This window comes from Solitalea longa, from assembly GCF_002920915.1.
GTDB classification, from domain to species: Bacteria; Bacteroidota; Bacteroidia; order Sphingobacteriales; family Sphingobacteriaceae; genus Solitalea; species Solitalea longa.
The window spans coordinates 128,572-144,765 of the sequence record NZ_PQVF01000012.1 but is presented as its reverse complement, the minus strand read 5'-3'; the positions used below and the strand labels follow the sequence as shown (position 1 = coordinate 144,765).

2 protein-coding genes are annotated in these 16,194 nt (G+C 41.2%); both read right to left on the bottom strand.

Annotation, left to right across the window (positions count from 1 at the left end; translation table 11 throughout):
• A partial coding sequence (locus tag C3K47_RS16225) for a Calx-beta domain-containing protein (protein WP_103790215.1) occupies positions 1 to 8,418 on the bottom strand: 8,418 nt, incomplete at its 3' end.
• Positions 8,419 to 8,796: 378 nt separating this feature from the next.
• The gene (locus C3K47_RS16220; RefSeq protein ID WP_103790214.1) at positions 8,797 to 16,089 is read right to left on the bottom strand and encodes a Calx-beta domain-containing protein; all 7,293 of its coding nucleotides are present in this window, start codon (positions 16,087 to 16,089) and stop codon (positions 8,797 to 8,799) included.
• Positions 16,090 to 16,194 lie beyond the last annotated feature (105 nt).

Genomic DNA, 16,194 nt, shown 5'->3' with positions numbered 1-16,194 from the left:
AGTTAGAGTGTAGGTAGCAGAAGTAAGTCCGTTAAAGGTTAGTCCAGCCTGGTAATTCGTTCCATCAATTGAATACTCCAAACCTGCTCCGGTTGGGGCAGTCACGGTAATTGAACCGGTCGCCACCAAACAAGTTGGCTGAACAGTAGTAGCTGTTGGCGCTACCGGTGTTGACGGTTGAATATCGATAGTAACAGCCGTTGCCAACGACACACAACCTTGGGCATTGCGTACAGTTAGATTGTAGGTAGTAGAAGTAAGTCCATTAAAGGTTAGTCCTGCCTGATAATTCGTGCCATCAATTGAGTATTCCAAACCTGCTCCAAGTGGGGCAGTCACGGTAATTGAACCGGTCGCTACCAAACAAGTTGGTTGAACAGTACTGGCCGTAGGTGCGGCAGGTGTTGACGGTTGAGCATCAATGGTAACTGAAGTTGCCAACGACACACAACCTTGGGCATTGCGTACAGTTAGATTGTAGGTAGTAGAAGTAAGTCCGTTAAAGGTTACCCCTGCCTGATAGTTTGTTCCATCAATCGAATATTCCAAACCTGCTCCAAGTGGGGCAGTCACGGTAATTGAACCGTTCGCCACTAAACAAGTTGGCTGAACAGTAGTAGCTGTTGGTGCTGCAGGAGTAGCAGGTTGCGCATTGATAACAACCGAAGTTGCAGTCGACACACAGCCTTGTGCGTTTCTTACAGTTAGAGTGTAGGTAGTAGAAGTAAGTCCGTTAAAGGTTAGTCCTGCCTGGTAATTCGTGCCATCAATTGAATACTCGAGGCCTGCTCCTGTTGGACTTGTTACAGTAATGGAACCAGAGGCAACTGTACAGGTTGGCTGAATAGTGCTGGCTGTTGGTGCTGCTGGTGTTGGCAGTTGCGAGTTAATCGTAACCGAGGTTATTGCCGACTCACATCCTTGGGCGTTTCTAGTGGTTAAACTATATGGACCGGGTGTTAATCCGGTAAATGAAGTTGAACTCTGATAGGTCGTTCCGTCTATTGAATACTCAAAACCTACCCCTGTTGGACTAGTAACAGTAATCGAACCAGTACCAACAGTACAAGTAGGTTGAATAATATTTACTCCCGGAGCAGCCGGAAGTGGGTTAACTGTTACTGTTGTTGGAGTAGAGTTATCAAAGCAGCTATTGACATCAAAAATAGTTACGGTATAATTACCTGAAGCGGTAGCACTAATACTTTGGGTGGTAGCTCCTGTTGACCATAAATAAGTGTAACCTACGGGAGCTGTTAAGGTCACACTTCCTCCAATACAGAAAGTAGTAGGACCGCCAGCTGTTATAGTGGCTGTTGGCAATGAATTTACCAGCACCGCAGTTGGTAGTGAAGTTGCCGAACAACCATTTGCATCGGTTACTGTTACCGAATAGTTCCCTGAGGTGGTTGCTGTTATACTTTGAGTGTTAGCGCCGTTAGACCAGCTATATGAGCTTCCTGCCGAAGCAGTTAATAGTACGCTTCCTCCTTGACAAAAAGTAGTTGGACCATTTGGATTAATGACAGGGGTTGTAGGAACGTTAACCACTACCGAAGTAATACCGGATGTTCCCGTACAGCCGTTTGCATCGGTTACCGTAACCGAATAACTACCTGAGGCATTAACACTAATACTTTGAGATACAGCTCCGTTCGACCATAAATAAGCACTTCCAGCTGTTGCAGTTAGTGTTACGCTTCCACCCTGACAAAAAATTAAAGGACCTCCCGGAGTAATTGTAACGGTAGGTGGCGTATTAACTGTGACTGTTGTTGCTGCAGAAGTAGAAAAACATCCGTTTGCATCTGTTACGGTTACCGTATAATTATTTGCAGTGGTAACGTTGATGCTTTGGGTTGTCGCTCCGTTTGACCATAGATAAGAATACCCAGCCGGAGCAGAAAGCGTAACACTTCCACCCTGGCAAAACGTGGTTGGACCTCCTGCTGTGATAGTTGTTGGTGGTAGCGGATTTACCGTTACAACAACAGGGGCAGACGTTGCGTTACATCCATTTGCATCTGTTACGGTAACTGAGTAATTACCAGAATTGTTTACTGTTATAGCTGCAGTTGTTGCACCTGTTGACCATAAATAAGATGTGCCTGCTGAGGCCGTTAGCGTTACACTTCCGCCCTGACAAAAATTAGTACTTCCTCCGGCACTAATAGTAGCAATCGGAGCAACCGGTTCATTAATTACCACACTTGAATTGGCTATACAACCATTTGCATCGGTTACAGTTAAGCTATAATTTCCGGCTAATAAATTACTAATGTCTTCGGATGAAGATGTAAAACCATTAGAAGAGGTCCATTCATAGCTCAAAGTACCAATACCACTTGCGGTAACATTTACCGATCCATTATTTCCGCCATTACAGGTAACATCAACCTTATTATCAACTGTAACGGTGGGACCATTTTGGTCGGTCAAAGGAATTGAAGTAGTAACTTTACAACCATTGGCATCGGTAACTTCGAGCGTGTAAACCCCGGAAATCTTACCGGAAATATTCGAAGTATTCTCTGAGCTCGACCATAAATAAGAATAAGGAGAAAGGCCTCCTGTTACAGTGACATTAATGGATCCGTTAGAATTGCCGCAGGAAGGATCAACTTTAGCGAATGTTACCTGCGGAAGCTGATTGACCGTAACAGCGATTGAAGCTGTGGCCGTACAACCGGAACCATCAGTAACTAAAACCGAATATGTATTTGCAGAATTGACAACAATAGATTGGCTGGATTCGCCAGTTGACCAGGCATAAGAACCACCTGAAGATGCTGTTAAGGTTACGGCATCTCCCTGACATAAAGCAGTATTGCCTCCGGCTGTAATGGTTGCTGTAAATGCAGCAGGCTCTCCTACCGTTGTGGTATAAACAGGACTTAAGCATCCGTTTGCATCTCTTACAACAATATTATAATTACCTGCTGCAAGATTGCTGAACACATTTGAAACCTGGAAAGTCGTTCCGCCATTGCTACTGTATTGATAAGTTCCTGATCCGCCCGAAGCATTGTTTACTGTAATAGAACCTGTTGCTTGTCCGGCGCAAATTGCATCCGAAGGTGTAGTTACCGCCGAAATAGCGGCAGGTTGAGTAAGGGTTTCAACGAAAGGCTGGCTGGTACAATTATTCGCATCTCTTAATAAAACCGTATGTGTTCCCGTGGTTAAGCCGGTTAAGGTTGATGAAGCCTGAAAAGCTCCACCGTCAACGCTGTAGCGTATTGCTCCCGTTCCTCCTGTTGCACCAACAACCTGAATGCTGCCGTTAGAAGCTCCAAAACAGGTAGGATCAGTAAGGATGAACTGCGTTACTGAAAATGCTGCTGGCTGGGTAACCGTAATGATATCTGTAACCTGGCATGAATTTGCATCAAATACTGTTACTGTATGACCGCCCGGAGCCTGGTTACTAAAAGTTGCGCTTGTCTGTGCAGTTCCTCCATCAATGGAATAAGAATAAGGAGATGTTCCTCCTGAAGCAGTTACCGTTACCGAACCATTACTAGAACCATTACAGGTGGCTCCGGTTTGAGCCAGAGAAATTCCTAAGGCAGTTGGCTGAGTAATTTGAATATTGCTTAAGGTAGTATTACAACCCAAACCATCAGTAACGATGACCTGATAAGTGCCCGCTGCTAAAGCCAACTGATCTTTATTGGTACTGAATATACCTGAAGCGTTGCTCCATTGGTAGGTATAATTTCCGTTTCCACCGGTTACTGAAAGTAATATTGAACCATTTGTCCCACCATTACAGGTAACATTGGCCGAACTTTGCACAGTTACCGAAAGTGCTGTAGGCTGGCTGATCACCACGTTGCTTTGAGCGATGGTACAATTTGCCGCATCGCGGGCCGTTACGGTATAGGTTCCAGCAGCAACACCCGTAAACACACCTGATGTTTGAAAAGCTCCTCCTATAGAATATTCATAAGAAGGCGTTCCACCTCCTGCTATTGCCGTGATAGAACCCGAATTATTGCCGTTACAGGTTAAATCGGTTCCAGAAACATTTAAGGTTAAATTCGGAATATCCTGAATGGTGGCCGTGGCCGTTAATACTCCAAGCGTTGCATTTACCGGATTACTTAATGTAACCGTAAAATCTTCGTTGGGTTCATCGGTCAAATCGGTGGGCAAAATGGTTACCGTAAAAGTTTTACTGGTTTCTCCCGGGTTGAAGGTCAGTGTACCGGAAGCTGGGGTAAAATCAGTGCCGGCTGTTGCTGTTCCGCTTGCTGTTGAATAATTGACCGTAACTGTTTGCGCACTTGGATTATTCAGCTGAACAGTAAATGTGGCCGTTGTATTAGCACAGTTCCCTTCATTCACCAGTAATGCATTAGGCACAAAACTCGCAACCGGTGTTGGATCGTTATCTGTTATTATTTCGGTTCCAACATCCAAACCGGCAATAATTGTTGCTCCTGCCGAAGGATTACTGAGCGTAATGGTAAAATTCTCAGATGGCTCGGTAATATTATCATTAATAATAGCTACAGTGATATCTTTTGATGCTTCATTAGTCGCAAAATTCAGCGTTCCTGTTGCAGGTGATACGTTAAAATCTGTTCCTAAAACTGCTGTTCCGCTTGCTACCGTATAATTTACACTTGCAACAGTATTGCTGGTTTTAAAAACTTTATAGGTAACTGTTCCTGCGCCCTCATTAACCGTTTTGCTTTCTACATAAAACTGGGTGGCATCATCGTCAACAATAGTTACGGTACCGGCCGTATTTCCTAAAGTTGCACCTGATACCCCGCTAAGATTTACAGTAAATGTTTCGGGAGTTTCAACTAAAACATCATTAATAATTGGGATGGAAATGGTTTTTGTGGTTTCATTTGCCAAAAACGTAACTGAACCAGAAGCATTAGTAAAATCTCCCGGTGCTACTGCCAATCCATTGGCAGTTGAATAATTTACCGTAGAACCAAAATCAGTAGTGCCGGTTTTGGTTAATGTAAGCGAAACGGTTCCGGCATTTTCATTAACAATTACACCCTGTATAGTTATTACCGGTAAAATATCATCATTAATAATCGTTCCGACCCCTGTACTTTTGGTGCCTAAATTTGCAAACTGAGGAGATTGAAGGGAAACTGAAAACGTTTCGTCGTTCTCATATTTTGTATCACCATTAATACTGATATTAACGGTTGCAGAAGTCTGATTAGGAAGCAAGGTAATAGTATTGACCGCAATGCCAACAAAATCGGCATCGGTTGTGGTGGCAGTACCAATTACTGTAAAATAATTAACGGTGGCATTTAAAGCGGTGTTTCCGGTTTTGGTAACCGTAAAACTCAACAATTTCATGCCGGCATTGCCCTCTGTAGTTGAAACATCGTTAATGGTGAGTAACGGCGCCGGATCGTTATCAATGATATTTACCTGTGTCCCAACTCCTATTTGAGCATTGTTGCTAACGGATGAAATATCGGCAATAACGGTTTCATCAAATGATTCATAAAGATTATCGGTTATTGCTCCAATATTAATAAAGGTGTCGCTTTCAGTTAATCCGGCTGGAATAGTTAATGTGATTGGGGTGATTACCGTAGTATAATCAGCACCATTAGCTGCTGTACCACTAAGATTAACCTGTACCGTGATATCAGATGCCGATACAACGTCAGAATTAGATAACCTGGCTCTGATCCTCGCTGTGGTGGGCTGAGAATGTGCCCCCGGTTCACGTACAAATGAAAAGTCAGTAACTAAACTTACTGTCGGAATCTGATCATCCTCAATAATATTACCTGTGGCGGTATTATTGGGACTAGCGCTTACATTGTAACCACTACCATTTTGAAGTGTTATGATTACCGTTTCGGGAGAAGGGATCTCACTGATATTATCTCCATAAACAGGTACTAAAATAGTACCTGTAGTTTGTCCGGCTTCAATTAAAACCTGTGTGGTAGTATTATCATAATCAAAGGAACTGTTATTTCCTCCGCTGGCAGTACCCGAAAAAGAATAGTTTAACTGGATATCTGTAGCACTTGGCCTATTATTTTCAAGGGTGTAGGTGTATTGCAAATACCTGATCTCGCCTGAGGCTCCCTCAACAATTGACGGTGCACTGGCAATGCGAATTACCGGTAATGGAGTGCTATCAACAATCTGAACAGTCAGATTATTGTTTGAAGAACTTTCCGTTGCCGCTCCCCCTTTTACAGCCAAAATATTTACATCAGCAGTTTCATTGGGTAAGCCTTCGTAAAAACCATCGTTAATAGCCGTTATGGTAACTGTAGCTGACAAGGAACCTGCCGGAATAGTTACAGTTTGTCCTGTTACCGTATAGTCATCACCTATTAAAGCGGTTCCAGTAATACCTACTGCGAGATCAACCGTCACAGGTTCGTAAGTTCGTGTGCTTAGGGTAACAGTTACTATTGATTGTGTGGGTGCACCTATTTCATTTATAACAAGATTATTTGCCGAAATGCTAACTGTAGGAGCTGTCTGGATATCATTAATTGCGAGAATTGCTCCTGCTCCCGCCGTGGCATTGGTAACCGAAGTAATGGAAGCAATCAATGTTTCGGGAAGTGTTCCTTCAAAAATATTATCGTTTAAAGCTGCAATCGTATAGCTGTTACTTACCGTTGAACCGGCTGGAATAGTAAACGTAAGGGTACCTGCCGTAACCGTATAATCCGTTCCCCTTACTGCTGATCCTGCGATGTTTCCTACAGCTACAGTAACCGTTACAGGCAAAGGCAGCACATCAGGAATTCGTGCAAACAATGTAGTATTGGTTCCTTCATTTATTGAGGTGGCAGCAAACTCCAGGGAAACCGCATTATCATCATTTTGAATAACCCCTAATGCGGTATTAGTTCCTGTTACAACACCTGTCTGCGGTGTAATCTGAACTGAAAAACCTTCGGAAGGTTCTATGTCCGGATCTTTATTAACCGGAATTGAGATCACCACCGAACTTTGATTGGCAGGAATAGTTGCCGATACATTTATTGGAAAACCCGATGAAAAATCAGCCGCATCAGCCGGACTAGCTCCATTGGGTGAAACCGTATATGTAAAATCAATTGGCTGATCAATTGGTGTATCACCATCGCGTTTTACAACAAAAGTAAAATTAGTGGTTCCACCCCCTGTGCCTTCGGCAATGGTAGATGATAATTCCTGAATACTTATTTGTGCATCATCATTTAAAATGGTAAGCGTATGCACCTTATTGTTTCCTAAAACTGCGGATGAGTTAAGTGGCGTTCCGAGTGTAAAAACAACGGTTTCATTCAGCTCCACCAAATTATCATTGGTAATGATCAGCGTGATATCTTTAGTACGTTGACCGTTAGTTCCGGCAAATGGATTATTGCCGTTAAATACCAAAGGGGAAGCATTAGCGGTAATTTGATAATCGAAATTTGCAGCAGGTGATTGCAGGGCTGTTCCGCTAATAGTATATGGAACAGTAACCAAGCGTTCAGTGGTATTACCTGTTAATTTAACCCGAATGGTTACGGCGGTTCCAACACCTTCGATATAAGATGAGCTGAGGTATTCAAAACCTACCTTAGGCCCCCCGTCATTATCAATAATTTGTGCGGTTCCTATTCTTGCAGCGCCAGCAGCAATGCTTGCTCCCGAGGTAACCGAATTCAGCGTAATAATAATGGTTTCATTATCCTCGTCACGGCGATCGTTAAAAGTGATTATAGGAATGGTTGCCGACGTACTTCCCGCAGGAATTACAATAGAAGTGATCGTATTGTTATAATCAACTCCCGGATCAGCAGCCGCACCGCCAAAGGCAGTTCCGCTGTATGAAAACGAAAGTGTAAGATCGACCGAGCTTGGATTGCTTAACGTTACCGGAAAGTTTAAAGTGCTGTTGGCTTCGATAAAATTAGCCGGATTTGATATGGAAATAACCGGAGTGGCATCATCATCGGTAATTTGGCCTGTTGCAGAATTAGAAGGAGATCCTGCAATAGTTGCCGATCCGCTTAAAATACCTGTAAGGTTAACTTGTACCAATTCATTGGGTTCGTCGATCAAATCACCTTTTACAGGAACTGAAATGGTGGCTGTTAAACTGTTGGCAGGAATAGTAACTGTTGTGGTAGAATTAACAAAATCGGTACTCGGAGTTGCTGAACTACCCGTAAAATCATACCCTACCACAATATCAACCGGACTAACTACATCTAAACTTACAGTAAAAGAGAGTGTATTTGGAGTTCCTGTATTGCCTTCGTTAACGGCGGTTGCATTACTAATACTAACTGTTTGGGCCGTTGCTAAAACAGAACTGAAGAGAAACAAAAGAAAAAGCACATAAAAGCTAAGGCAATTAAATAATCGCCAACGGTAATCAGCCTTTACAGCAAAAGTTGAGAGCGTAAACTTTTTGACCATAAAACAATACCCAGTGGTAGATATAAGGAAATAAATACTGCCTTATTGAAAAGCAAAGGTTAGCAGCAATTATTTTGCATTTTTGTTACAAAAACAATTCCTATACTTTTATCTAACACCACCACAGCTATTATTTCATTGAAAAAACCTTAACAACTGAAAAGAAATCCTCCGCATCAGATTAATTGCCAGAATTATGTGAATAAACCCACACTTAGCGATCTATCAAACGTTTACTATAGTATACATAGATTGGCTTTCTATGTATAATTTAAAAAATTTAAGGTCAATAAAGCTTATTTAAGTTTAAGCTTTATTGACCTTATTATTAATTTAATTCAATAACTACGGATTAACCGTCAGTTAATCAAAATCAACCTACCTATTCAGGTTTCTAACTAAAGTTATATATCCTTTTTTCACCACTACCTTACCGTCTTTGTCTTTAGTTCTCAGCAGATAAAAGTAAGTACCGTCAGAACAGCCCTGTCCATCCCAATCGTTCTTGTAGTTAACCGATTTAAACACCTGCGAACCATAGCGGTTAACAACTGTAAGGTCATTATCAGCATTTTCAACACCTTCTATTTTAAAACGATCGTTAACACCATCACCATTAGGGGTAAATACATTGGATATACGGCCTGATGTTGGTGCAAAACCACTTCCGGCATCATCATCGTAAATGGTTCCGGTGGCTTCATTATCACCAATTAACACATTGGTTGGATTGCTGATGGTTACTTTAAAGGCTTCATCTGATTCATCAACTACATCGCCAATAATTTTAATATTTACTGCCTTATAGGTTTCAAAAGGAGCAAAAGTTAGGGTTCCGGTCTGTGCAGTAAAATCACCAGGTGAAGCTGCTGTTCCGTTGGTTGTGGCAAAATCAACTGTTATGGTTTGATCACTGTATTGATTCAACCAAACCCCGAAATACATATCCGTTTCACCATCATTACCTTCATAAACATAGGTATCATAAATGGATACGATTGGGGTATTGTCATCATCATTGATTAAACCTGTACCCTCTGTATCCGCTAGCACTGCATTTACTGGATTGCTCAGTATAAGGTTTACATACTCATTTGGTTCAAACACCAAGTCAGGGTTTACATGCACTTCCACATATTGCCCATTAATTCCATCAAATGTTAAAGTTCCATTAACTGGCGTATAGTCATCTGTGGTTGTAGTAACATCCTGTGTTGTATAATCAACCGTAACTACTTTATCGGTAAAATTACTAAGGTATACATAGAAATAAAGTATAGGATCACCGGAATCACCCTCTGTTATAGCTGGATCAGTAGTGTAAATATATGGCGTTTGATCATCATCATTAATTTGAACATATCCATCACCGTCGCCAATTATTGCATTTGCAGGAGAACTTAGCAATAGCCTGAAATATTCTATCGGTTCAAACGCATTATCTCCAATAATATTTATATCAATAGTCTTATACGTTTCTCCTGGATCAAAAGTTAAAGTACCAGAAGTGGCTGTATAATCATTTCCCGAAGTTGCACCCGCATTTTGTGTGGTGTAATTAACGGTAACTGTTTGATCAGAATTAGCCGGCGAAAGTGATACACCTATGGTTATAGTATTACCCGTTGCGGCATCAGTTTCTGTAACCGAATTATCACCAACCCATAATAATGCAGGAGTGTCATCATTGGTAATGGTAACATTTGCCGAAGGCTCAAAAATGAACGCATTAGTAGGCGAACTTATCAGGACCCTAAATGTTTCATCTGGTTCAAAAGTATTGTCTCCGTTTATCGTAATATCAATTTGTTTAAAATATTCGTCTGTCGCAAAGGTTAAAGTACCTGATGATGCCACGTAATCACTACCTCCCGTGGCTGTAATATTTTGCAATGCATAATTTACTGTAACCGGATTATTGTTGCCGGCACGATTTAATGAAATATAAACAGACAACGTTTGTGTTCCACTATCACCTTCAGTAACTGATGCACCACTTGTAGCTAAATAATTATAGTTAATACCTGATTGACCCTGTATTTCTCCATAGCCGTCCTGATCGAGGATTACATAACCCGTAGAAGGCATTGATAATCGCATGGTAAAATATTCATATGGCTCATCTTCACCATCGCTAATAGTTGTAACAGTCACCGGCTTGAAATATTCACCCGCATTAAAGGTCATGGTGCCATTTGCAGCAGTATAATCACCAGGAGCAACTGCGCTCTGATTGATGGTGGCATAATTAACTGTTGCTGTTCCTGTTAAAACCGATCTATAAATATAAAATGTTTCATCATTACCTTCAGTTGCACTTGTGCTGGTAACATAAAAATAAGGAGGATTATCATCGTCATAAATGGTAGTTATACCGAATGCATCTCGCATGGTAGCATTTGTTGGATTGCTGATCTGGAGTTGGAATATTTCATTTGATTCAAGTGCATTATCTCCGTTTACATTAACGGTCACTTGTTTATAATATTCACCCGGATTAATGGTTAATGTTCCGCTAGTTGACTCGTAATCAGTACCTGAAACTGCCGTTCCATTGCCGGTAGCGTAATCAACTGTGACAACTTGGTCGGAATAATTAGTTAGGAACACCGTAAATGTAGCTGTTTGTGTCTCTCCTTCATTTCCTTCCGGGTTTACATAAGTATCCGAAACATACAATTCAGTAGGAGCATCGTCATCGTATATTGTAATGATACCTTCCGAGTCGGTTATTAATGAATTTTGAATATTGCTTATTTTAAGTATAAAGAACTCGTTACCTTCATAATCATTATCTCCATTACAAACAATGTCAATTCCTTTATAATACTCGTTAAGATTGAAGGTCAGTGTTCCTGTTTGTACCACATAATCTTCTCCATCTTTTGCTGAACCGTCAAGCAATTCATAATCAAGAGTTACTACTTTTGATGCATAATTTGAAAGGTAAACATAGAAGGTTTTGGTAGTAGTTCCCGAATCCCCTTCAGGGTTAAAATAGGAGTCGGGTACATAAGCGATAACTGCATTATCATCATTATAAATTATAAAATTACCGACGCCATCTTCAGTGGTTGCATTTGTAATGTTGGTTAAATTTATTTTGAACTGCTCATTGGCCTCAAAATCAACATCACCGTTAACAGCTACTGTAAAGGTTTTGTAGGTTTCACCCGGATTAAAGGTTAAAGTTCCAGATGCTGCCACGTAATCTTCACCAGCAACAGCTGTTACATCTTCGGTTGCAAAATCAACTGTAATAGTTTCTGTTGAGGTTTTATTCAGATAAACATAAAAAGTAACATCATTAGAACCTGAATTTCCTTCATACACATAGGTATCATAAATACGAACAGCAGGTATATTCAAATCATCGTCTGTGATTGTGCAATAAACAAAGGCAGTTCCTACTGTCGCATTGCTTGAAGGGTTTAATAACTGAAGATAAAATCCATGGGTTCCTTCTTCATCTACATCACCAATTACTTTTACGGTAACGGTCTTAGAAGTTTCACCAGGGGCAAATGTTAATGTACCTGTAACAGCCGTGAAATCTTCAGGATCTGTCGCCGAATTTTCAACTGTTTGGTAGTCGACCGTAATTTGGGTTGTACCTGCTTTATCGAGCGTAACAGTAAACACCGCATCAACGGTACCTGAATTCCCTTCATTTACCTGAATATCCTGAGAACTTAAAACCGGTAGTGGCTCATCGTCATTTAAAATATTTACATAGCCCGTGCCGTCAGAAATGGTGGCACCGCTGCTAATATTGGCAAGGTTAACGTACAATATTTCATCGGGTTCATTGGTCAAATCACCATTTACTACAACGGTAATAGTTTTAGAAGTTTCGCCTGCGGCAAATGTGAGTGTTCCATTACCGGAAGCAAAATCGGTAGGTGATACGGCTGCATTGTCTTGTGTAGACCAGTCGACGGTAATAGCACCGGCAGCCGCCTTATCCATGGTAACCGTTAACACAGCATTGCTGGTTCCTGAATTTCCTTCGGTCAGCTCAACATTACCAATTGTTAAGGCAGGCAGGGTTTCATCATCATTACTTATAGTTACCGAACCTTGAGAATCACCTATGGCAGCTCCACCGGTTGCGTTGGTTAAATTCACCAAAAAGCCTTCATTGCCTTCAACAATAACGTCTCCATTAATAGTTAAGGTGATCGTTTTTGAGGTTTCACCTGCAGCAAATGTGAGCGTTCCATTGCCCGAAACATAATCTGAAGGTGATAAAGCACCATTATCCTGAGTTGACCAATCAACGGTGACAGTTCCAGTTGCCGCTTTATTTAAGGTAACTGTTAAAATAGTTGTTGATGTTCCTGAATTACCTTCAGCTACTGAAACATCGTCAATGTCAAATGATGGAGGAGCTTCATCATCGTTTTCAATTGTTCCTATTCCCTGAGCATCGGCAATAGTGGCACCACTGCTAACATTGCTAAGGTTCACCAAAAAGCCTTCATCGCCTTCTACCGTTACATCTCCATTTATGGTAACGGTTACCGTTTTTGAAGTTTCACCGGCGGCAAAGCTAAGTGAGCCGGTTGCTGAAACATAATCAGATGGTGAAATTGCACCATTATCTTGTGTAGACCAGTCAACAGTTATGATATCGCCTGCAACTTTATCCAACGTAACAGTAAATTCGGCATTCACTGTACCTGAATTACCTTCAGTTACTGATACATTGTTGATAGTTAATGCTGGCAAGGTTTCATCATCATTAGTAATCACACCAAATCCTTGTGGATCACCAATGGTTGCCCCACCGGTTGCATTACTTAAATTAATCAGATAAGCTTCATTTCCTTCCACGGTTTCATCACCATTTATAACTATGGTTATTGTCTTTGATGTTTCACCAGCAGCAAAACTGAGCGTTCCTGTACCCGAAGCATAATCTGATGGCGAAGTTGCACCGTTATCCTGTGTTGACCAATCAACGGTGGTGGTTCCTTCGGCTACCTTGCTCAGTGAAACAGTAAACACAGCATTAACAGTACCTGAATTTCCTTCAGCAACTGTTATATCATCAATTGTAAACGCCGGAGGAGTCTCATCATCATTGGTGATACCTCCCACTCCTTGTGCATCGGCTATGGTGGCCCCGCCGGTAGCATTGGTTAAATTAACCAGGAACGATTCGTCGTTTTCAACCGTTTCATCTCCGTTTACGGTTACCGTAAGGGTTTTTGACGTTTCACCGACAGCAAAGGTTAGTGTTCCACTTCCCGAGACATAGTCAGCAGGTGAAGCGGCTGTATTATCCTGAGTTGCCCAATCAACCGTAACTGACCCTGTTGCAGCTTTATCAAGAGACACCGTAAACACTGCATCCACCGTACCTGAATTTCCTTCGTTTACAGTTACATTGCTGATTGAAATTGCAGGAGGCGTTTCATCATTATCAATTATGGTCTCTTCGCCCTGTGCATTAGCAATATCTGCATTAACTGCATTACTTAAATTCACCAAAAATGATTCGTTGGTTTCATCTTCATTATCGTCGGTAATTGCAACAGTAAATGTTTGTGTTGAATTACTTGATCCCGCAGGAAAAGTAACCGTTCCTGAGGTAGCGGTATAATCCTGACCAGCAACTGCCGAAGAATTGGCAGTGGCGTAATCAACACTTACATCTTGTGAACTTTCGCCATTAAGCTGAATTGTAACTGTTATTGTGCCGTCACCTTCATTTGCCTGAGCGTTCAATACGCTTACTGTTGGAAGACCGTCGTCATCTAAGATTGAAAAAGTAGCGTCAGCATCTAAAAGATCAGCATTAACTACATTCGATAAAACAACCCGGAAAGTTTCATCTTCTTCATCGATCTGATCATTTGCAATCGATACGTTAATTACTTTCGAGGTTTCGCCTGGGGCAAAAGTTACTGTTCCTGAATTAGCGGTATAGTCGTTGGGGGCTGTTGCAGTACCATCGGCTGTATTAAAATCCACCGATATAGATTCAGTACCTGCCTGTGATAAATAGATGGTTATTTCGGCAGAGCCTACAGCTTCATTGAAAACACCACCTGAGATTTGCACACCCGGCAAAATAACTGGCTGGTCATCATCAACAATGGTTCCCAATCCTTGACCATTTATTATTGTAGCATTTGTTACATTGAACAGATTTACATAATACTGCTCATCACCTTCCTCTTCAGTATCATTAAGAATATCAATAATAATGGTTTTTGATATTTCCCCAGGAGCAAAAGTTAGTGTTCCGCTTCCGGTGGCAGAAAAGTCACTTCCTGAATTGGCACTGCCATCTGCCGTAGCATAATCAACGGTTATGGTTTCACTGGAAGCAACGTTCAAATTAACATTAAAGACTGCTGTGCCTTCACTTTCGCCAACCGTTGAACTACTAATTGTTAGTTCAGGAGTTACTGGAGGTTCATCATTATCCTGGATCGTTCCAACACCTTGGCCGTCACTTATTGTGGCAGTAGCCGATACATTGGATAAATTAACATTAAAGGTTTCATCCGATTCATCCTCTGTATCATCTGTAATAGCTACATCTATGATTTTAGAGGTTTCACCAGGTGCAAAGGTTAAGGAACCCGAAGCAGCGGTATAATCTGATCCCGCAGTGGCCGTTACATCAGCAGTTGCATAATCAACGGTTACAGCCTGTGCTGCTGCTGAACTCAAACTAACTGTAAATGAAGCCGTTCCATCAGCCTCACTAACTGTTGAATTACTGATCGATAATGCGGGGATAGCTGATTCCTTATCATCATTTAAAATCGTTGCCTGAAAAACATCATCATTTAAGATCAAACCATCAGGATTCAATAATTTGATGAAAAAGGTTTCATTAGGTTCAACCTTAGTATCGCCGTAAACTGGAACTACTATTTCAAATTTTGTTTGTTCAGCAGGAATGATTAATGTGCCTTTAGTTTCCTGATAATCTTCTCCTGCAGTTGCGGTGCCATCATAGGTATAATAATCCACACGGGTTTCTTTATGGCTGCAGGTTTTAAAATTGAAGTAAAACTTAAGGTTTACAATACCGTCATTTTTTTCGCCAACCGACATATCAGCTCCGCGTAATGTAGGGAAAGGATCGTCATCTATGATTGTTCCAGCCGCTTTGCTTTCACAAATGGTTGCATTTTTAGCATTCTTCAGATAAATGAAAAACTGCTCATTCTCCTCATCGTAATAATCACCTTTAAAAAGCACCTTCACTATTTTTGAAACTTCACCAGGGGCAAAAGTTATTGTACCAGAAGTGGCGTTATAATCTTCTTTCACAAGGGCCGTTCCATTGCCTGTATAGTATTCAACCGTTATTTCCTCTTTACACGGACCATCAAGGTTTACCTTAAAGTCCATAGTAGAGTAACCACTATTGGCTTCCTTACAGGAAGCGGATAATACACTAACGCAGGGAGGAGCGGCTTGTGCGCTCATAATTATTAAACCTTTTTGCGGTTTAACGGTTTGAGCTCCATCGTAATCATCAGCCGAACTTAAAAGAAACAGCAATAAGGACAATGAAAACAATTTTATCGCTAAAGAAAAAGAACTGTTTTTTATTGCTCCAATAATGCTTTCAAAAGTTTTCGTAAAAGAATGAGCCAATCCCTTGAATTGATCATTTTTTAAAACATTGGTAGAATCTTTCATAAATCTGCGGTTAGCATTTAACGATTTGTTTCAATAAGAGAACCGTCGATAAGAGAACTATGAAGAGTGTTTTAATGAATGTGTCTAGAAATAAAAAAGACGGAT

Excerpts from the sequence above, each read along its gene's own strand:
- C3K47_RS16220 (WP_103790214.1), bottom strand. The coding sequence starts at position 16,089 with ATGAAAGATTCTACCAATGTTTTAAAAAATGATCAATTCAAGGGATTG.